This is a genomic window from Micromonospora tarapacensis (assembly GCF_019697375.1).
In the GTDB taxonomy this organism is placed as follows: Bacteria; Actinomycetota; Actinomycetes; order Mycobacteriales; family Micromonosporaceae; genus Micromonospora; species Micromonospora tarapacensis.
On sequence record NZ_JAHCDI010000003.1, the window covers coordinates 1015192 to 1033078 of the forward strand.

Sequence of the window (17887 nt, forward strand, 5' to 3'; positions counted from 1 at the left end):
GACGGTGGTTCAGGTCACCGCGTGTCGGGGGCGGCCGGGGTTCACCTGCCCGGGTCCCGGGTCGTCGGCGGTCGTGGCGGGCAGCGGTATGCCGCCGGACGCGGCCCGGGCCGCATCGATCGAGGAGTTCACGGTCTGCTGGTCGGGCCAGCGCAGGGCGACGAATGACATCAGCACCACTCCGGCGGCGCTCCACACTCCCACCACGGTCGGGATCGGGAAGCGCTCGGCGAGCAACCCGGTCACCATCACCGCGGTGCCCTGGATGACCTGGACGCCGGTGGCCATGACACCGAACGCCCGGGCCCGGAAGCCGTCCGGAAGGGCCTGGACGAAGAGGCCGTTGGCCACCGGCAACAGGCCGGCGACGGCGAATCCACAGACGGCGGCGAGCAGTGCCACCACCAGCGGCGGTGGATCGAGCAGCGCGGGCACCAGGCTCAGCGGGGCGATGACGGCCAACGGCCGCAGCAGGAGCAGCCGGCGGGCCGGTGCGACCGTACGCCCGATCAGCAACCCGCCGAGGATGAACCCGACCGGGGTGGCGGCCATGATCACAGCCTGCGCCAACCCGGGATTCATGGTCTGGCCGGCGTGTTCGTTCGCCCAGGCGGCGGCGAGACCCTCGGGGACGATGGAGAAGAGCATGGCGCTGAAGACCAGCACGGCGATCGCCCGTAGCACCGGCGTGTGGAAGACCATCCGGAACCCGGCGGCGGTCTCCCGCAGCAGGTGACTGCGGTGCTCGCTGGCCATCGCCGGTGGGCGGTCGCCCACGCCGAGGCGGACGAGCGTGGCCGACAGCGCGAAGGCGCCCGCGTTCATCAACAGCGCGGCGGTGGGGCTCACCGTCGCCACGGCGGCACCGAGCAGATAGCCGACGACCTGGGCGGCCTGCCCCACGCTGGCGTTGACGGAGAGCCCGACGACGAGCCGGTCGCCGGGCAGGATCAGGGGCATCAGCGCGGAGCGTGCGGCCTGGCTCGGTGGGTTCGCCAGCGTGGTGGCGAACAGCAGCGCCAGGATCACCGGCACCGGCATCCCCGGGATGGCGACGAGCAACATCAGCATCATCCGGATGACGTCACAGACGACCATGACCTGCCGGAAGCGGTGCCGTTCGGCGATGGTGGCCAGCAGCGGCCCGCCCACCAGCCAGGGCAGGTAGCTGACCGCGAAGGCGGCGGCAGACAGCGCGACGGACTCGGTCTCCCGGTAGACCAGGAGGGTGACCGCCGCCTTGGCGACGTAGTCGCCGATCCAGGTCAGCGTGCTGGCCGCGAAGACGGCTCGGTACTCACTCTGGGCGAAAACCTCCCGGAAGGTGGCCGGCCCTTCCGGAGAAGGTCGCTCGTCGGACACCATCGCCTCCATCGTCCCGGCGGGGGCCACTCGTGATGGCTGTCGGGACCATCGTCAGGTCTGCGGATCAACGAGGACGTGACACGCGCTGGGAAGCGCGTGCACCGGATTCTGCCCGATCGTCTGACAACTGGCTAGGGCGAACGGTTGGTCGGTCGCATCTCCGACTGAACGAACGGACGATACCCGAGGGGCCGCTCGGCCGCGACCCCCGGCGGCCGGCTCAGGTGGCCCCACCCTGACCGGTCTCGGTGTCCAAACGAGTATGTGCGCCGGGATAAATGCGGCCCGCCGCGATCCTCGCGGTGATACCGGAGTTCTCCAACCCCTCGGCGAGCCGGCGGCGCAACTCCCGACCCACGGCGAACTGCCCGTCGGCGGTGGTCTTGACCACGGTCCGGATCACCGTGCCGTCCACCGTCACCTGCTCCACGCCGAGCACCTCGGGCGGCTCGACGATCGAGGGCCCCAGCTCCGGATCCACGGCGAGCGACGCGGCGGCGGTACGCAGCACCGACGTGGCCTCCTCGGTGCCGGCGAAGCCGATCGGCAGGTCGACCACCACCAACGCCCAGCCCTGGCTCTTGTTGCCGACCCGGATGATCTCGCCGTTGCGGATGTACCAGAGCACGCCCCGCCCGTCGCGGACGGTGGTGACCCGCAGGCCGACCGTCTCGACCACCCCGGTCGCCTCGCCGAGGTCGACGTTGTCGCCGACCCCGTACTGGTCCTCGATGAGCATGAACAGCCCCGCGATCAGGTCCTTCACCAGGCTCTGCGCGCCGAATCCGAGGGCCACGCCGGCGATTCCCGCACTGGCCAGCAGCGGCGCCAGGTCGAAGCTGAACTCCTTGAGCACCATCAGCAGGGCGATGCCGAAGATGAAGGCGGTGCTCAGGCTGCGCAGCACCGAGCCGATCGCCTCGGCGCGCTGGCGGCGACGCTCCGGGACGAACTGGCCGGGCTCGGTGGTGGTGGTCGGGATGCGCTCACGCAGCGGGCGGAGCATGGTCGGCACGCCCGCGCCGCTGGTGCTGCGCACCAGCCGGCGGATCGTGCGGTGCACCAGCCACCGGGCGGCCAACGCCAGCAGCAGGATCAGGACGATCCGCAGCGGCTTGACCAGGATCCAGAAGCTGCCCTCGGCGAACCACACCGAGTCCGTGTGGTTCCAGACGATTGTGCACAGGATCTCGTCCAGGCACTCCGGGCTGGGGGTTTCGTCCGACGCCGGGCTGGGCGCGGCGGGGGTGGGGCTGGGGATGCTGACGGTCACCCTGATTTCGTACCGCAGGCACCCGGTGGACCCGCCGCCGACCCACCGGCCGGCGACGCCGAACCCCGCCGGTGCCGACGGCGGAAAGCTCCCGCAGGTACCCGGGATTAGTACGTGCATTCGCGGGTCCGATCAGGGACTATTGGCGCAACGGACGTCGGTGATCCGGCCGGCGTCGACGTGGTGCGGGGCTGTGCCCGGCGTCGGTCGGCGGTGGCGAGGCGGAAGGCCGCTTGACCGGGAGGGTGACGCGATGCCTGACATACGACGCGCGGTGGGCTCCGGCGCGCTGGTCCTCAACGCCACCTACGAGCCGCTGTGTGTCGTGTCGGTACGTCGTGCCGCAATCCTCGTGCTCTCCGCCAAGGCGGTCTGCGTCGCCGACGGCGAGGGCATCCTGCACAGCGCCCGCAATGCGCTGCCGGTGCCCTCGGTGGTCCGGCTCACCCGTTTCGTCCGGGTGCCGTACCGCACCCACGTGGGGCTGTCCCGCCGGGCGATCTTCGCCCGGGACGGCTGGCGCTGCGCCTACTGTCGCGGCCCGGCCGAGACCATCGACCACGTCTTCCCGCGCAGCCGGGGTGGCCGGCACGCCTGGGAGAACGTGGTCGCCGCCTGTGCCAGGTGCAACCACACCAAGGGCGACAAGACCCCGGCCGAGTTGGGGTGGCGGCTGCCGGCACCGCCCACCGCCCCCAAGGGGATCGCCTGGCGGGTGCTCGGGCACCGGGCCCCCGACCCGCGCTGGGTCGACTGGCTGGATCTCCGCGAGTCCGAAGCGGCCTGACCGCCGCCGCGGGTCGGGCTGCCCGGAGACAGCCACCGCGAGCACCGACTCAGCGGGCTTCGACCAGCGACGCGAACACCACCACGTTGTCCGCGTAGCCGGTCTGCCCGCCCACCCAGCGCCCGCCGCACGTGATCAGCCGCAACTGGGGGCGGCTGAAGTCACCGAAGACGTCGTCCGCCGGCAACTGCTCCTTGTCGTACCGGCCGACCCGGTCGACCTCGAAGACCGCCACCGTGCCGTCCGAGCGGGCGACCTCGACCCGGTCGTCGGTCCGCAGTTCCCGCAGATCCTGGAAGACGGCCGGACCGGTGCTGGTGTCGACGTGCCCGACGATGACCGCCGGACCGTACTGACCCGGGGTCGGGCCCTGGTCGTACCATCCGGCCTCCTGGGCGCGTTCCGCCGGTGGCGCGGCGATGCTGCCGTCCGCGGCGATGCCCACGTTGTGTACCGGCGCCGCCAGGTCGATCCGGCCGATCTCGATGCCGACGGGCTCGCTCGCGGCCAGCAGCGGGAAGTCCTTCGGCGGTGGCGCCAGCCCGGCGATGAAGCGGTCCGGCAGCAGACTCAGCCCGGTCAGCCGCTCGACGCCGAGCATCGTGATGATCAGCAGCATCAGCGAGCCGATCACCAGGACCGGCAGTCCCGGACCGGTGGGGCCCCGGCCCCGGTGCCCCACCGACCGGGCCCGGCGTGGCCTCGGCGGCAGCGGCGCGGCCGACGGGTCGGGCGTGGCGACGCTGGCGGAACCCATCTGCGCGGCGACCCGGCCCAGCCGGCCCGCCGCCGCAACCGCCGCCCGCCAGGCGCGAGACGCCCGGCGGGCGGTCCGGGCGGCCCGGACCCGGTTCCGGCGTGGGTACGCGGCAGCCGATCATGGCGATGGTGGGTCAGGAACCGGCCCGGCGTCGGCTGCTCACCAGCCCGAACACCACCGCTGCGGCCACCGTGGCGGCGCCGCCGAGCAGCAGCATCGAGCCCGTGCTCCGGCTGGCGGTGCCACCACCACCGGTCGCCGGGCCCTTCGTGGGCTGGTCCATGTTCAGCACGGTCAGGCTGGTGCTCGCGGTCCGGTCGTTGTCACAGCGCAGGTGCACCGGATAGTCACCGGCGGCCTTGTTGCCCGGCACGGTGACCGAGCCGGTGAGCAGGCCGTTGTCCGGCCGGAGGAAGACCCGGTCGAAGGCGTCCGACGTCACCTCTGCCTGTCGGTCGTTGGCGTTGTCACAGCTCGCGCGGATGTGTACCCGCGAGCCGGCCTGCACGCTGTTCGGCGTCACCTCGACGAACGTGTTCTCACCCGCTCGGGCGGGTGCCGCGCCGACCAGGACGAACGCCCCGATCAAGGCGAACGCCCCGAGCAGCCGGACGATGGTTGACGGAGCGTGGAGCAGACCTCCGTACGGTCGCAGACCCCGCATGATCCTCCCTCCCGGCACCGGTGCACCGGTCCTGCTGGGGCGACCCGCGGCGCTTTCCCCCTGGTCCGGGGGCTAACCGCGCGGGCCGGGCGGGAGTGGGGTGATCGGCTGCCAGTCGAGTGGGGTGGAGAGCACCATCGTGCTCGACGGCTGGCCGTACGGTGCGAGCCGGTCGATGACGGCCTCGAACTCACCGATCGAGCCGGCGGCGACCTTCAGCATGCTGCACGCGTCGCCGGTGATCCGGTGGATCTCCAGGATCTCCGGCCATCCCGGGACGTCCGGGTCGTGCAGGATGCACCGGGCTCCGTAGCAGGACATCCGGATCAGCGCGACCACGGTGCGGCCGGCGCGGGTGAGGTCGACGTGGGCGTGGTAACCGCCGATCACGCCGGTTTCCTCCAGCCGGCGCACCCGCTCGGCCACCGCCGGCGGGGAGAGGTGCACCCGCCGGGACAGTTCGCTGAACGACAACCGTGCGTCGGCCTGCAACTCGGACAGCAGGGCCCAGTCCATCTCGTCCATCCACCGACCTTACGTGCGGTAGGCCGACCTGGGCTAGCGGCTTTCGTTCGGCAGGTCGAACGGTTAAAGCGCCGTTGAACAGGCATTCCGTTTGGCGAACCCGGCGGGAGATCATGACTGGAGGGCAGCCAGGAAGGAGCGGACGCATGGAGCAGACCGAACTGCGCCCGGAAACCCGGACGCCGGTGCGCCCGGCCACGCCAGGCCAGCGGGCGGCGCGCGCCGCCCGCAACGGTGGTGAGCCGACCCTCGAATTCGCCGAGCGGGTGCCGTACGACGCGTACGTGCATGCCAGCACGCTGCACCGGCTGCAGCAACCGCTGAGCGGCGACCCGGGCGAGATGTCCTTCCTGATGGTCAGCCAGATCATGGAGCTGTACTTCGGGCTGACCTGCCACGAGCTGCGGGAGACGTCCCGGCTGCTGCGGGCGGACCGGGTGTGGGAGGCGCTGGCCCCGCTGCGCCGGGCCACCCTGCATCTGGAGGGGCTCAACGCCGCCTGGCGGGGACTGCGCTGGATGACCCCGGCCGACTTCAACCGCTTCCGCAACCTGCTCGGCGAGGGCTCCGGCTTCCAGTCGGCCATGTACCGCCAGCTGGAGTTCCTGCTCGGGTTGCGCGACCCGACCCTGATCCGGCCGTTCCGCCGGCAGACCGAGGTGTACGCGGAACTCACCGACGCGCTGGCCACGCCGAGCGTCTGGGACGAGGTGGTCGCCCTGCTCGCCCGGCACGGTCACGACCTGCCCACCGAGTTGCTGGAGCGGGACGTGGCCACCGAGCACGAGACGGACCCCGCCGTCGAGGCGGCCTGGGTGCGCGTCTACGCCGACGCCGGTCCGGACAACCACCTGCGGCTGCTCGGTGAGGCGCTGACCGAGGTGGCCGAGCAGTTCGGCGACTGGCGGCACCACCACGTCAAGGCGGTGCAGCGGACGATGGGCGCCAAGGTCGGCAGCGGCGGTTCCGCCGGGCTGGCGTGGCTGCAACGCAGCATGGCCCGGGTGGTCTTTCCCGAGCTGTGGTCGGCCCGTACGGCGATGTGAGGCTGGAACGATGACGACGAACGAGACCGGGCCGACCCGGACCGGCGAGGCCGACGCCCGCCGCCTCGACGCGGCCGACCTCGGGCACCGGCACCTGTTCCAGGTGCCGCCGGCCGACGGTGGCCGCTACCCCGAGGCCGCGTACCTGGCCGGCAACTCGCTCGGCCTGCAGCCGAAGGCCACCCGCGCCGAGCTGCTGGCCGATCTGGACGCGTGGAGCCGGCTCGGGGTCGAGGGGCATCTGGAGGCCGGACGGCCCTGGCTGCCGTACCACGAGTCGCTGACCGAGCCGGCGGCCCGCCTGGTCGGCGCCCGGCCCACGGAGACCGTGGTGATGAACTCGCTGACCGTCAACCTGCACCTGCTGATGGTCAGCTTCTACCGGCCCGCGGGCGAGCGGACCCGGATCGTGATCGAGGACACCGCCTTCCCGTCGGACAGCTACGCGGTGCGCAGCCAGGCGCGGTTCCACGGCCTCGACCCGGACACCACGGTGGTGCGGCTCGCACCGCGTCCCGGCGAGGACACCCTGCGGACCGAGGACGTCACCGCGTTCCTGGCGGCCGAGGGGGACACCGTCGCGCTGGTCCTGCTCGGCGGCGTCAACTACCTCACCGGCGAGCTGATGGACATCCCGGCGATCACCGCCGCCGGCCGGGCTGCCGGCGCGGTCGTCGGCTGGGACCTGGCGCACGCCGCGGGCAACGTGCCGCTGTCCCTGCACGACTGGGACGTCGACTTCGCCGCCTGGTGCTCCTACAAGTACCTCAACTCCGGGCCCGGGGCGCTGGCCGGGGTCTTCGTGCACGAACGGCACCACGGCGACGGGACGCTGCCCCGCTTCGAGGGCTGGTGGAGCACGGCTGCGGCGACCCGGTTCGAGATGGCGCCGGTCAGTCGGCCGCCGGCCAGCGTCGAGGCATGGCAGGTCTCCAACCCGCCGATCTTCGCGATGGGGCCGGTCCGGACCTCGCTGGAGCTGTTCGACTCGGTCGGCATGCCGGCGCTGCGCGAGCGCAGCCTGCGCCTCACCGGTTACCTGGAACGGCTGCTGGACGGGGTGACGGCCGCCCGGCCGCTGACCGTGCTCACTCCCCGCGAGCCGCACCGGCGCGGCTGCCAGCTCTCGGTACGCATCGGCGAGGGCAGCGCCAACGAGCTGACCAAGCGACTGCGGCACGAGCACGGGGTGATCGCCGACGCCCGCGAACCGGACGTGGTCCGGTTCGCCCCGGTGCCGTTGTACTCGACGTACCACGACTGCTGGCGGGTCGCCGACGCGCTGGCCGCGACCGTTTCGGAGGTGGGCCGGTGACGGCGGGGCGGGACGAGATCGCCGTGGTCGGTGCCGGGCTGGCCGGCTGTCTGCTGGCCTGCTTCCTGGCCCGGCGGGGTCATCCGGTGGCGCTCTACGAACGGCGGCCGGACCCGCGCACCGGGGCGCCCGAGCGGGGGCGGTCGATCAACCTGGCGCTCTCCGAGCGGGGCCTGGACGCGCTGCGTCGCATCGGGCTCGACGAGCAGGTGATGGCGGACGCGCTGCCGATGCACGGCCGGATGGTGCATCCGGTGGTCGGTGAGCCGGGATTCCAGCCGTACAGCGTCTCCGGCGACCGGGCGATCAACTCGATCGGCCGGGGTGCGCTGAACAATGCGTTGCTGGAGGCCGCCGCCAAACTGCCCGGTGTGCGGATCGCCTTCGACCACCGGCTGGTCGGGCTGGACCCGGCGACCGGCACGATGACCTTCGAGACGCCGCGGGGCACGGTCACCGCGGGCGCGCGGGTGGTGCTCGGCACCGACGGCGCCGGTTCGGCGGTACGCGGACAGTTGCTCGCGCACGGCCTGCTCACCGAGAGCGTCGACTTCCTCGACTACGGCTACAAGGAACTCACCATCCCGCCGTTGGGCGGTGACTTCGCGCTCGACCCGGGCGCCCTGCACATCTGGCCGCGCGGCACCTCGATGATGATCGCCCTGCCCAACCCGGACCGTTCCTTCACCTGCACGCTGTTCTGGCCCACCCACGGCACCGCCGGCTTCGCCTCGCTGGGCAGCCCGGCGGCGATCGGGCACCACTTCGCACAGCACTATCCGGACCTGCCGCCGCTCGCCCCCGACCTGGTCGACGACTACCAGCACAACCCGGTGGGGCCGCTCGGCACCGTGCGGTGCGACCCGTGGCAGGTCGACGGGCGGGTCGGCCTGCTCGGCGACGCGGCGCACGCCATCGTGCCCTTCTACGGCCAGGGCGCGAACTGCGCCTTCGAGGACGTGGTGGAGCTGGACCGCTGCCTGGACGAGTGCGCCGAGGACTGGTCGGCGGCGCTGCCGCTGTTCCAGCACCGCCGGCAGGACAACGCCGAGGCGATCGCCCGGATGGCGCTGGCCAACTTCGTGGAGATGCGGGACAAGGTCGCCTCGCCGGTCTTCCGGACCCGCAAGCGGGTCGAGCACGCCCTGGAACGCGCGCTGCCCGGCCGGTACGTCTCCCAGTACGAGCTGGTCTCCTTCTCCACCGTCCCGTACGCCCAGGTGCGCCGCCGGGTGCGTCGCCAGTACCAGGTGCTCGGTGTGGTGGCGGCCGGCGTGGTGGCGGCGGTGGCCGGCGTGGCGGTCGCCCTCGGCCGGGGGAGGCGGGGATGACGCTCTGGGATCCACGGCTGATGGCCGGGCAGGCACCCGACGGGCCGGGCCTGTTGCGCAACTTCGTCGGCGGCGAATTCGTCGAGGCCGGTACCCGGTTCACCAAACACTCGCCGGTCACCGGCGAGCCGGTCTTCGAGGTGGTCGAGGCGTCCTCGTCCGTGGTGGACGACGCGGTGACCGCCGCCCGGGCGGCGCTGCGCGGGCCGTGGGGCCGGATGGGCGAGCGGGAGCGCGCCGAGGTGCTGCGCCGGGTCGCCGACGAGTTGGAGCGCCGCTTCGACGACCTGGTCGCCGCCGAGGTGGCCGACACCGGCAAGGCCGTCTCGCAGGCCCGGACGCTGGACATCCCGCGGGGTGCGGCGAACTTCCGGGCCTTCGCCGAGATCGTGGCGACCGCCCCGACGGAGTCGTTCACCACGGTCACGCCGAGCGGTGGTCGGGCGCTCAACTACGCGGTCCGCAAACCGGTCGGTGTGGTCGCGGTGATCGTGCCGTGGAACCTGCCGCTGCTGCTGCTCACCTGGAAGGTCGCCCCGGCGCTGGCCTGCGGCAACGCGGTGGTGGTCAAGCCCAGCGAGGAGACCCCCGCCTCGGCGACGCTGCTCGCCGAGGTGATGGCCGCGGCCGGCGTGCCGGCCGGCGTGTTCAACCTGGTGCACGGCTTCGGCCCGGACTCGGCCGGTGAGTTCCTCACCCGGCATCCGGGCGTCGACGCGATCACCTTCACCGGCGAGTCCGCCACCGGCGGCGCCATCATGCGGGCCGCCGCCGACGGGGTGAAGGCGGTCAGCTTCGAGCTGGGCGGCAAGAACGCCGGGCTGGTCTTCGCCGACGCCGACCTGGACGCGGCGGTGGCCGGGTCGGTCCGCTCCAGCTTCACCAACGGCGGCCAGGTGTGCCTGTGCACCGAGCGGATCTACGTGCAACGGCCGGTGTTCGAGGAGTTCACCGCCCGGCTGGCCGAGCACGCCGCCGACCTGGCGTACGGCTGGCCGGCCGACGAGGCGACGGTGCACATGCCGCTGATCTCGCGGGCCCACCGGAGCAAGGTTCTCGGGCACTACGACCTGGCCCGGGCCGAGGGTGCACAGGTGCTCGCCGGCGGCGGGGTGCCACGGTTCGGCGACGCCCGGGACGGTGGCGCGTACGTCCAGCCGACGGTGCTGACCGGGCTCGGCCCGGACACCCGGACCAACACCGAGGAGATCTTCGGCCCGGTGGTGCACGTGGCGCCGTTCGACGCCGAGGACGAGGCGTACGCGCTGGCCAACGGCACCGAGTACGGCCTGGCGGCGACGGTCTGGACCCGCGACGTGGGGCGGGCACACCGGGCCGGCGCGCGGCTGGACGCCGGCATCGTCTGGGTCAACACCTGGTTCCTGCGCGACCTGCGCACCCCGTTCGGCGGGGTGAAGGCGTCCGGCATCGGCCGCGAGGGCGGCGTGCACTCGCTCGCCTTCTACTCCGAACTCACAAATGTCTGTGTGGATCTGTCATGAGTGACATCGAATCGGCGGTCCGGGAACTGACCGCGGCCCGGGAGACCGGCAGGCCCGCTCCGCCGCTGCGGGCACGGCTGCTGGCGGTGGGGGACGTCGGGTCCGCGTACCGGGTGCAGCAGCACCAGGTGCGCGAGTGGCTGGCGGCCGGGCAGCGCCGGGTGGGCGCGAAGATCGGGCTGACCTCCCGGGTGGTGCAGGAGAGCTTCGGGGTCTACGAGCCGGACTTCGGGGTGCTCACCGACGCCATGGCGGTGCCCGACGGCGTCGAGGTCGACCTCGACCGGCTGCTGCAACCCCGGGTGGAGGCGGAGATCGCCTTCGTGCTCGGCGCCGACCTGCCCGACGACCGGGTCACCACCGCGGACCTGCTGCGCGCCGTCGACCACCTGCTGCCGGCCATCGAGATCGTCGACTCGCGGGTGGCCGCTTGGGACATCTCCATCGTGGACACCGTCGCGGACAACGCCTCCAGTGGGCTGTTCGTGCTCGGCACCACGCCCCGCCGGCCCGGCGAGGTGGATCTGCGGCTGGCCGGGATGGTGCTGGAACAGGCTGGTGAGCCGGTGTCGGTCGGTGCCGGAGCCGCCTGCCTCGGCAACCCGCTGCACGCGTTGGCCTGGCTGGCCGGCACGATGGCCCGGGCCGGCGACCCGCTGCGCGCCGGTGACGTGGTGCTCTCCGGCGCACTCGGTCCGATGGTCGCGGTGACACCGGGCGCGGCGTACGAGGCCCGCATCTCCGGCCTCGGTTCGGTGCGGACCTGCTTCACGAAGGGGCCCCTCTCATGACGACGGGTGTGGCGGTGATCGGGTCGGGCAACATCGGCACCGACCTGATGATCAAGGTGCTCCGGCTGTCGGAGGAGCTGCGCATGGTCGCGATGGCCGGCATCGACCCGGACTCCGACGGGCTGGCCCGGGCCCGCCGGCTCGGCGTGGCCACCACGGCACACGGGGTGGACGGCCTGGTCGCGATGCCCGAGTTCGCCGACGTGGCGCTGGTCTTCGACGCCACCTCGGCCGGGGCGCACCGGCACCACGACTCGGTGCTGCGCGCGCACGGGCGCACCGTCGTCGACCTGACCCCGGCGGCGATCGGCCCGTACGTGGTGCCGCCCGTCAACCTGGACGAGCACGTGAACGAGACGAACGTCAACATGGTCACCTGCGGTGGGCAGGCGACCGTGCCGATCGTGGCCGCGGTGCGCCGGGTCACCCCGGTCGCGTACGGCGAGATCGTCGCCTCGATCGCCTCGCGCTCGGCCGGTCCGGGCACCCGGGCCAACATCGACGAGTTCACCGAGACCACGGCCCGGGCGATCGAGGTGGTCGGCGGCGCCGACCGTGGCAAGGCGATCATCGTGCTCAATCCGGCCGATCCGCCGCTGCTGATGCGGGACACGGTCTACTGCCTCTGCCCGGACGCCGACGCCGACCGGGCCGCGATCGCCGCCGCCGTCGCCGACATGGTGGCGACGGTGCAGGAGTACGTCCCCGGCTACCGCCTCAAGCAGGACGTGCAGTTCGACCGGGTCGACAGCTACCTGCCGTCGCTGGGCCGGCAGCTGGCCGGGTTGCAGGTCTCCGTCTTCCTGGAGGTCTCCGGTGCCGGGCACTACCTGCCCGCGTACGCCGGAAACCTGGACATCATGACCTCGGCCGCGCTGCGCACCGCGGAGCGGCTGGTCGCCCACCGCACGGAGGTTGCCGGGTGAGCGCGATGACCGAGCTGTACATCCAGGACGTGACGTTGCGCGACGGCATGCACGCCATCGCCCACCGCTACACCGTCGACCAGGTCCGCACCATCGCGGCCACGCTGGACGCCGCCGGGGTGGCCGCTATCGAGGTGGCGCACGGCGACGGCCTGGCGGGCTCCAGCGTCAACTACGGCCACGGGGCGGCGAGCGACGCCGAGTGGATCTCGGCGGCGGCCGAGGTGATGACGAACGCGAGGCTGACCACCCTGCTGCTGCCCGGCATCGGCACCATCGCCGACCTGCGGGCGGCCCGGGCGCTCGGGGTGACAAGCGTCCGGATTGCCACCCACTGCACCGAGGCGGACATCTCCGCCCAGCACATCTCGTGGGCCCGGGAGAACGGCATGGACGTGGCCGGCTTCCTGATGATGTCCCACCTGAACGATCCGGCCGGGCTGGCCGCCCAGGCCAAGCTCATGGAGTCCTACGGCGCGCACTGCGTCTACGTCACCGACTCCGGCGGCCGGCTGCTGATGTCCGACGTCGCGCAGCGGGTCGACGCGTACCGGCAGGTGCTGGAGCCGACCACGCAGATCGGCATCCACGCGCACCACAACCTGTCGCTCGGGGTCGCCAACAGCGTGATCGCGGTCGAGCACGGCCGGGTCGCCGGCGCCGGCCCGGTCGGTTCGGCGGCCGGCCGGACCGTGCGGGTGGACGCCTCCCTGGCCGGGATGGGCGCCGGTGCCGGAAACGCGCCGTTGGAGGTCTTCGTCGCGGTCGCGGAACTGCACGGCTGGCAGCACGGCTGCGACGTCTTCGCGCTGATGGACGCCGCCGACGACGTCGTCCGCCCGTTGCAGGACCGGCCCGTCCAGGTCGACCGGGAGACCCTCTCCCTGGGGTACGCCGGCGTCTACTCCAGCTTCCTGCGGCACGCCGAACGCGCCGCGGCGCGCTACGGGGTGGACGTCCGGTCGATCCTGGTCGAACTGGGCCGGCGGCGGATGGTCGGCGGCCAGGAGGACATGATCGTGGACGTGGCGTTGGATCTCGCGGGCGGGGAGGAATCATGATCGGGCCGGACATCGCCGGGATCGCGGGGACGCTGGGCCGGGCGGCCGACACGGCCACCGCGGTTGCGCAGCTCGCCGCCGAGACGGGCCTCGACGTCGACACCGCGTACGCGGTGCAGGCCGCCCTGGTGCAGCGCCGGCTGGACCGCGGGGAGCGGCTGGTCGGGCTGAAGATGGGGCTCACCAGCAGGGCGAAGATGGCCCAGGTCGGGGTGGACGAGGTGATCTGGGGCCGGCTCACCGACGTGATGCGGGTGCCCGACGGCGCGACGGTCGACGTGGCCGGCTTCATCCATCCCCGGGTCGAGCCGGAGGTGGCGTTCCTGCTCGATCGGCTCCCCGAGCCGGGCGAGCCGGTCGGCGACTTCACCGACGCCGTCCGGGCGGTCGCCCCGGCGATCGAGTTGATCGACTCCCGGTACGCGAACTTCACCTTCTCCCTGCCGGACGTGATCGCCGACAACACCTCGGCCGGCGCGTTCGTCGTCGGGCCGTGGTCGCCGGTGCCCGACGGCCTGGACAACCTGGGTGTGCTGCTGGAGATCGACGGGCGGGTGGCACAGGTCGGCTCGACGGCGGCGATCCTCGGTGACCCGCGCCGGGCCCTCGACGAGGGCATCAGCCTGGCGGGGCGGCACGGGGTCCGGCTGCGCGAGGGCTGGGTCTTCCTGGCCGGCGCGGCGACGGCGGCGGTTCCGCTGCGTGCGGGTGCTCATGTCCGTGCCGTGGTCGAGAAGCTCGGCACGGCCTCGCTCCGGAGTTCGTCGTGATCAGGGGTGGGGGTTCCGGGCAGCCCGACCGGCTCCGGGCGGTCAGGCTTGATCCCTGCGCCGGTCGGGCTGCCCGGAACCCTGCCGTGGTCGATGCCCACGCGCCGCTGCCAGGCGGGTTGGATCTGGAGTGGACGGCGCCGGTGTCGGCGGGGTGGGGTTCTGGGGTGGTTGCTGTCCGCGTGCTGGTGCGAGGTGGTCGTCATGGGTGACGGGGCTCGGGTGGTGGCCGGGAAGGCGGTGCCGCGCGGGGCGTTTCCGCACGTGAAGGTGGCCGGGGGATTCGTGTTCGTGTCGGGGACGTCGTCGCGGCGGCCGGACAACACGTTCGCCGGTGTGTCGGTGGACGAGTTCGGCACGACCGACCTGGACATCCGGGCACAGACGCGGGCGGTGATCGAGAACATCGCTGACCTGCTGCGGTCGGTGGGTGCCGAGCTGACCGACCTCGTCCAGGTCACCAGTTACCTGGTCAACATGAACGACTTCGGCGGGTACAACGAGGTGTGGGCGGAGTTCTTCGACGGGACCGGGCCGACCCGCACCACCGTCGCCGTGCACCAGTTGCCGCATCCCCACCTGCTGATCGAGATGCAGGCCGTCGCCGTGCTCCCAGAAGGAGGCCAGTCGTGAGTGAGATCGCCGAGCCGTTCAGCTTTCCGGGCTGGATAGCGCAGAACCAGCACCTGTTGAAGCCGCCGGTGGGCAACAAGGAGATGTTGCCGGGTTCCGACGACTTCATCGTGATGGTGGTCGGTGGGCCGAACCAGCGCACCGACTTCCACGTCGACCCGTACGAGGAGTTCTTCTACCAGGTCAAGGGCAACATGCACATCAACCTGATGCTCCCGGAGGGGCCGCGCACGGTGCACGTGCGCGAGGGGCAGATGTGGATGCTGCCGCGTGACACCCCGCACTCGCCGCAGCGGCCGGAGGCCGGCTCGATCGGGATGGTGATCGAGCGGGTGCGCGAGGAGGGCACGCTGGAGAAGTTCCAGTGGTACTGCCCCGAGTGCGGCCACCGGGTGCACGAGGTGGAGTTGCAGGTGCGCGACATCGCCGCCGACCTGCCCCCGGTCTTCGGCGCCTTCTACGCCGACGAGTCCGCCCGCACCTGCGCCAACTGCGGCACGCTGCACCCGGGCAAGGGCTGATGGCGGATCCGGTCGCCGCGGGGTCGCCGGCGCCCTCGCCGGTGGCGGCGTCGCCGGTGGTGGACGTGCACACGCACGTCGTACCGAAGGGCTGGCCGGATCTCGCCGCGGCGTGCGGCGGGTCCGGCTGGCCCTGGCTGCGGATCGACTCGGAGCGGGCGGCCATGATCATGGTCGGGGAGACCGGGTTCCGGCCGGTCGGCGCCGAGTGCTGGGACGCGGAGACCCGGTTGGCGGACATGGCCGCCGACGGCGTCGACGTGCAGGTGGTCTCGCCCACCCCGGTCTTCTTCGGCTACGACCGCCCGGCCGACCAGGCGGTGAAGGTGGCCCGGATCTTCAACGACCTGACCCTGGAGGTCACCGCGGCCGGCGGTGACCGGCTGCTGCCGTTCTGCCAGGTGCCGTTGCAGGACCCGGAGGCGGCCTGCGCCGAGCTGGACCGCTGCCTGGCGGCCGGCCACGCCGGCGTGGAGATCGGCAACCACGTGGGCGACCGGGACCTGGACGACGCCGGCATCGTCACGTTCCTGACCCACTGCGCCGAGGTCGGCGCCCCGGTCTTCGTGCACCCGTGGGACATGACCGGCGGCCCCCGCCTCGACCGCTGGATGGCCCGGTGGCTGACCGGCATGCCCGCCGAGACCCACCTGTCGGTGCTCGCGATGATCCTCGGCGGGGTGTTCGACCGGGTGCCGGAGACGTTGCGGATCTGCTTCGCCCACGGCGGTGGCAGCTTCCCGTTCTGGCTCGGCCGCGCCGACAACGCCTGGCACCGGCGAGGTGATCTGGTACGCGGCGATTCCGCCGCCCCACCCAGCTCCTACGTCGACCGTTTCTCCGTCGACTCGGTGGTCTTCTCGCCCCCGGCGCTGCGGCTGCTGGTGGACACCATGGGTGCCGACCGGGTGCTGCTCGGCAGCGACTATCCGTACCCGCTGGGCGAGCGCCCGGCCGGCCGGGTGGTCCACCAGGCCGACTTCCTCACCGACGCCCAACGCAACCTGCTGCTCGGCGGAAACGCCCTACGTTTCCTCGGGCACTCTCTCCCGACGCCGCGCCGCTCGTGTCGAGGCGGGCAACGAGTGACCTGAGCGGGCAGGATGGCGGCATGGCCGAGCCGCACGACCTGACCGCGCTGGAACAGGCCGCCGCCGTCGCCCGTGGCGAGCTGTCCAGCCTGGACCTGGTCGAGCATCACCTGCGGCGCGTCGACGCGCTCGGTGACACCGTGGGCGCCTTCGTCACCGTCACGGCGAAGCTGGCCCGCGAGGCCGCGCGGGCCGCCGACGCGGCCCCGGCCGACCGGCGCGGCCCACTGCACGGCGTGCCCACCGCGATCAAGGATCTGACCCTGACCGCCGGGGTACGCACCACCTTCGGCTCGGCCGCCTTCGCCGACTTCGTGCCGCCGGTCGACGCCGACGTGACGCGGTTCATCCGGGCGGCCGGTCTGATCAGCCTCGGCAAGACCACCACCTCCGAGTTGGGCTGCTCGCTCTACTCCGAGACGCTGGTGGCGCCGCCGGCCCGCAATCCCTGGGCACTGGCGTACACCGCCGGTGGGTCCAGCGGTGGTGCGGCGGCGGCGGTGGCGGCAGGCCTGGTGCCGGTGGCGCAGGGCTCCGACGGCGGTGGATCGCTGCGCATCCCGGCGTCGCTGTGCGGCCTGGTCGGCTACAAGCCCAGCCGTGGCGTGGTCTCCGGCGGGCCGCTCGGCTTCGGCGCCTTCGGCCTGCCGACCAGCGGCCCGATCGGCCGGACCGTCGCCGACGTGGCCGCGCTGCTGGACGTGCTGGCGCAGCCGGTGCCCGGCGAGCCGTACCTGCCGCCCCCACCGCCACCGGGCGGCTACCTCGGCGCGGCCCGCGTCGCCGACCCCGGGCGGCTGCGGGTCGGTCGGTTCACCACCCCGATGCTCGCCGACGAGCCGGTCCATCCGGACTGCGTCGCCGCGGTGGACCGGGCCGCCGCCCTGCTCACCGCCGCCGGCCACCAGGTGGTCGAGGTGCCCGCGCCGCTCGGGCCGCAGGTCTGGCCGCTGTTCGAGATCGTCTGGTACGTCCTCGCGCTCGCGCCGGTGCCGCCGGAGCGGGAGACGGCGCTGCTGCCGCTGACCCGCTTCCTGCGCTCCCGGGCCGCCGGCATCGATGCCGGCACCCTCACCGCCACCCTGGGCGAGATCCAGGCGCAGGTACGCCTCGGCGCCCGCCGCACCGCCGGCTGCGACCTGCTGCTCTGCCCGACCCTGGCGGCTGCGCAGGCCCCGGTCGGCTGGTTCACCCAGGGGCGGACCCCGGAGGAGGACTTCGACCGGCAGCGCCGGTTCTCCCCGTACTGCGCCGTCTTCAACGTCACGGGCGAACCGTCCGTTTCGCTGCCGGTGGGGGTGACCGCCGAGGGGCTGCCGGTCGGCGTATTGCTCACCGGCCGGTACGGCGACGACGCGAGACTGATCGCGACCGCTGGGCAACTGGAGCACTCCAGTGGCGGGTGGGATCAGCACCCCGCAATCTGGCGGAGCGTCGGCTCCGCTAACGTGAATGGCAGTGGAGTCGGGAGGTCACCGCGGTGATCCACCACCCGACCCGGTCGAGGGTTTCTCTTTCCGCCTGGG

Annotated in this window: 18 protein-coding genes; 13 read left to right on the forward strand and 5 right to left on the reverse strand. The window is 72.7% G+C overall.

The annotated features are described in order from the left end of the window. Positions 1 to 9: 9 nt before the first annotated feature. Together KIF24_RS05660 and KIF24_RS05665 are read right to left on the reverse strand one after the other, a co-directional pair. Entirely contained in the window at positions 10 to 1365 is a 1356-nt protein-coding gene (locus KIF24_RS05660; protein ID WP_221083042.1) for an MFS transporter, read from the reverse strand. Between the two features lie 220 nt (positions 1366 to 1585). Beyond that, positions 1586 to 2638 carry a mechanosensitive ion channel family protein gene (locus KIF24_RS05665; protein WP_331461011.1) on the reverse strand — a complete coding sequence of 351 codons (1053 nt, stop codon included), beginning with the start codon at positions 2636 to 2638 and terminating at the stop codon, positions 1586 to 1588. Between the two features lie 253 nt (positions 2639 to 2891). On the opposite strand from KIF24_RS05665, the gene KIF24_RS05670 reads away from it, so the two are divergent. Then, positions 2892 to 3425 (forward strand): HNH endonuclease, encoded by a 534-nt coding sequence (locus KIF24_RS05670; protein ID WP_221083044.1) that lies wholly within the window; start codon positions 2892 to 2894, stop codon positions 3423 to 3425. A 49-nt stretch (positions 3426 to 3474) separates the two neighbouring features. Here KIF24_RS05670 and KIF24_RS05675 read toward each other — a convergent pair whose 3' ends face one another. The 3 genes from KIF24_RS05675 to KIF24_RS05685 form a co-directional block, all read right to left on the reverse strand. Further along, a complete protein-coding gene (locus KIF24_RS05675; RefSeq protein ID WP_230415276.1) occupies positions 3475 to 4203 on the reverse strand; it encodes a class F sortase in 729 nt (242 codons plus the stop codon). A 115-nt stretch (positions 4204 to 4318) separates the two neighbouring features. Beyond that, positions 4319 to 4849 (reverse strand): hypothetical protein, encoded by a 531-nt coding sequence (locus KIF24_RS05680; protein ID WP_230414895.1) that lies wholly within the window; start codon positions 4847 to 4849, stop codon positions 4319 to 4321. Positions 4850 to 4921: 72 nt separating this feature from the next. Then, positions 4922 to 5374: an Lrp/AsnC family transcriptional regulator gene (locus KIF24_RS05685; RefSeq protein ID WP_221083046.1), complete on the reverse strand. Its 453-nt coding sequence runs from the start codon at positions 5372 to 5374 to the stop codon at positions 4922 to 4924. Between the two features lie 146 nt (positions 5375 to 5520). On the opposite strand from KIF24_RS05685, the gene KIF24_RS05690 reads away from it, so the two are divergent. The 12 genes from KIF24_RS05690 to KIF24_RS05745 all read left to right on the forward strand — a co-directional run bounded on the left by KIF24_RS05690 (position 5521) and on the right by KIF24_RS05745 (position 17845). Then, a complete protein-coding gene (locus tag KIF24_RS05690) occupies positions 5521 to 6420 on the forward strand; it encodes a tryptophan 2,3-dioxygenase (RefSeq protein WP_221083047.1) in 900 nt (299 codons plus the stop codon). A 10-nt stretch (positions 6421 to 6430) separates the two neighbouring features. Further along, complete coding sequence (gene kynU / locus KIF24_RS05695) at positions 6431 to 7735, forward strand: kynureninase (protein ID WP_221083048.1); 1305 nt, start codon at positions 6431 to 6433, stop codon at positions 7733 to 7735. Then, a complete protein-coding gene (locus tag KIF24_RS05700) occupies positions 7732 to 9066 on the forward strand; it encodes an FAD-dependent oxidoreductase (protein ID WP_221083049.1) in 1335 nt (444 codons plus the stop codon). The genes kynU and KIF24_RS05700 overlap by 4 nt, the downstream gene beginning before the upstream one ends. Positions 9067 to 9086: 20 nt before the next feature. After that, positions 9087 to 10568 (forward strand): 2-hydroxymuconic semialdehyde dehydrogenase, encoded by a 1482-nt coding sequence (locus tag KIF24_RS05705; RefSeq protein ID WP_221083197.1) that lies wholly within the window; start codon positions 9087 to 9089, stop codon positions 10566 to 10568. Continuing rightward, complete coding sequence (locus KIF24_RS05710) at positions 10565 to 11359, forward strand: 2-keto-4-pentenoate hydratase (protein WP_221083050.1); 795 nt, start codon at positions 10565 to 10567, stop codon at positions 11357 to 11359. Before KIF24_RS05705 ends, KIF24_RS05710 begins: the two co-directional genes overlap by 4 nt. Then, positions 11356 to 12285, forward strand: coding sequence for an acetaldehyde dehydrogenase (acetylating) (locus KIF24_RS05715; protein WP_221083051.1), 930 nt, complete (start codon positions 11356 to 11358; stop codon positions 12283 to 12285). The genes KIF24_RS05710 and KIF24_RS05715 overlap by 4 nt, the downstream gene beginning before the upstream one ends. 5 nt (positions 12286 to 12290) lie before the next feature. After that, the gene (dmpG, locus tag KIF24_RS05720; RefSeq protein ID WP_221083052.1) at positions 12291 to 13346 is read left to right on the forward strand and encodes a 4-hydroxy-2-oxovalerate aldolase; all 1056 of its coding nucleotides are present in this window, start codon (positions 12291 to 12293) and stop codon (positions 13344 to 13346) included. Further along, entirely contained in the window at positions 13343 to 14116 is a 774-nt protein-coding gene (locus KIF24_RS05725) for a 2-keto-4-pentenoate hydratase (RefSeq protein WP_221083053.1), read from the forward strand. The genes dmpG and KIF24_RS05725 overlap by 4 nt, the downstream gene beginning before the upstream one ends. A gap of 204 nt (positions 14117 to 14320) precedes the next feature. Further along, positions 14321 to 14749, forward strand: a complete 429-nt coding sequence (locus tag KIF24_RS05730; RefSeq protein WP_221083054.1) for a RidA family protein — start codon at positions 14321 to 14323, stop codon at positions 14747 to 14749. After that, positions 14746 to 15270: a 3-hydroxyanthranilate 3,4-dioxygenase gene (locus KIF24_RS05735; RefSeq protein WP_221083055.1), complete on the forward strand. Its 525-nt coding sequence runs from the start codon at positions 14746 to 14748 to the stop codon at positions 15268 to 15270. Before KIF24_RS05730 ends, KIF24_RS05735 begins: the two co-directional genes overlap by 4 nt. Beyond that, positions 15270 to 16364 (forward strand): amidohydrolase family protein, encoded by a 1095-nt coding sequence (locus KIF24_RS05740; protein WP_221083056.1) that lies wholly within the window; start codon positions 15270 to 15272, stop codon positions 16362 to 16364. Before KIF24_RS05735 ends, KIF24_RS05740 begins: the two co-directional genes overlap by 1 nt. 17 nt (positions 16365 to 16381) lie before the next feature. Next, positions 16382 to 17845 carry an amidase gene (locus KIF24_RS05745; protein ID WP_221083057.1) on the forward strand — a complete coding sequence of 488 codons (1464 nt, stop codon included), beginning with the start codon at positions 16382 to 16384 and terminating at the stop codon, positions 17843 to 17845. The last annotated feature ends 42 nt before the right edge of the window (positions 17846 to 17887 follow it).

Excerpts from the sequence above, each read along its gene's own strand:
- dmpG (WP_221083052.1), top strand. The coding sequence starts at position 12,291 with ATGACCGAGCTGTACATCCAGGACGTGACGTTGCGCGACGGCATGCAC.
- kynU (WP_221083048.1), top strand. The coding sequence starts at position 6,431 with ATGACGACGAACGAGACCGGGCCGACCCGGACCGGCGAGGCCGACGCC.
- KIF24_RS05685 (WP_221083046.1), bottom strand. The coding sequence starts at position 5,374 with ATGGACGAGATGGACTGGGCCCTGCTGTCCGAGTTGCAGGCCGACGCA.
- KIF24_RS05730 (WP_221083054.1), top strand. The coding sequence starts at position 14,321 with ATGGGTGACGGGGCTCGGGTGGTGGCCGGGAAGGCGGTGCCGCGCGGG.
- KIF24_RS05740 (WP_221083056.1), top strand. The coding sequence starts at position 15,270 with ATGGCGGATCCGGTCGCCGCGGGGTCGCCGGCGCCCTCGCCGGTGGCG.
- KIF24_RS05680 (WP_230414895.1), bottom strand. The coding sequence starts at position 4,849 with ATGCGGGGTCTGCGACCGTACGGAGGTCTGCTCCACGCTCCGTCAACC.
- KIF24_RS05660 (WP_221083042.1), bottom strand. The coding sequence starts at position 1,365 with ATGGTGTCCGACGAGCGACCTTCTCCGGAAGGGCCGGCCACCTTCCGG.
- KIF24_RS05745 (WP_221083057.1), top strand. The coding sequence starts at position 16,382 with ATGGCCGAGCCGCACGACCTGACCGCGCTGGAACAGGCCGCCGCCGTC.
- KIF24_RS05670 (WP_221083044.1), top strand. The coding sequence starts at position 2,892 with ATGCCTGACATACGACGCGCGGTGGGCTCCGGCGCGCTGGTCCTCAAC.
- KIF24_RS05710 (WP_221083050.1), top strand. The coding sequence starts at position 10,565 with ATGAGTGACATCGAATCGGCGGTCCGGGAACTGACCGCGGCCCGGGAG.
- KIF24_RS05690 (WP_221083047.1), top strand. The coding sequence starts at position 5,521 with ATGGAGCAGACCGAACTGCGCCCGGAAACCCGGACGCCGGTGCGCCCG.
- KIF24_RS05715 (WP_221083051.1), top strand. The coding sequence starts at position 11,356 with ATGACGACGGGTGTGGCGGTGATCGGGTCGGGCAACATCGGCACCGAC.
- KIF24_RS05725 (WP_221083053.1), top strand. The coding sequence starts at position 13,343 with ATGATCGGGCCGGACATCGCCGGGATCGCGGGGACGCTGGGCCGGGCG.
- KIF24_RS05705 (WP_221083197.1), top strand. The coding sequence starts at position 9,087 with ATGGCCGGGCAGGCACCCGACGGGCCGGGCCTGTTGCGCAACTTCGTC.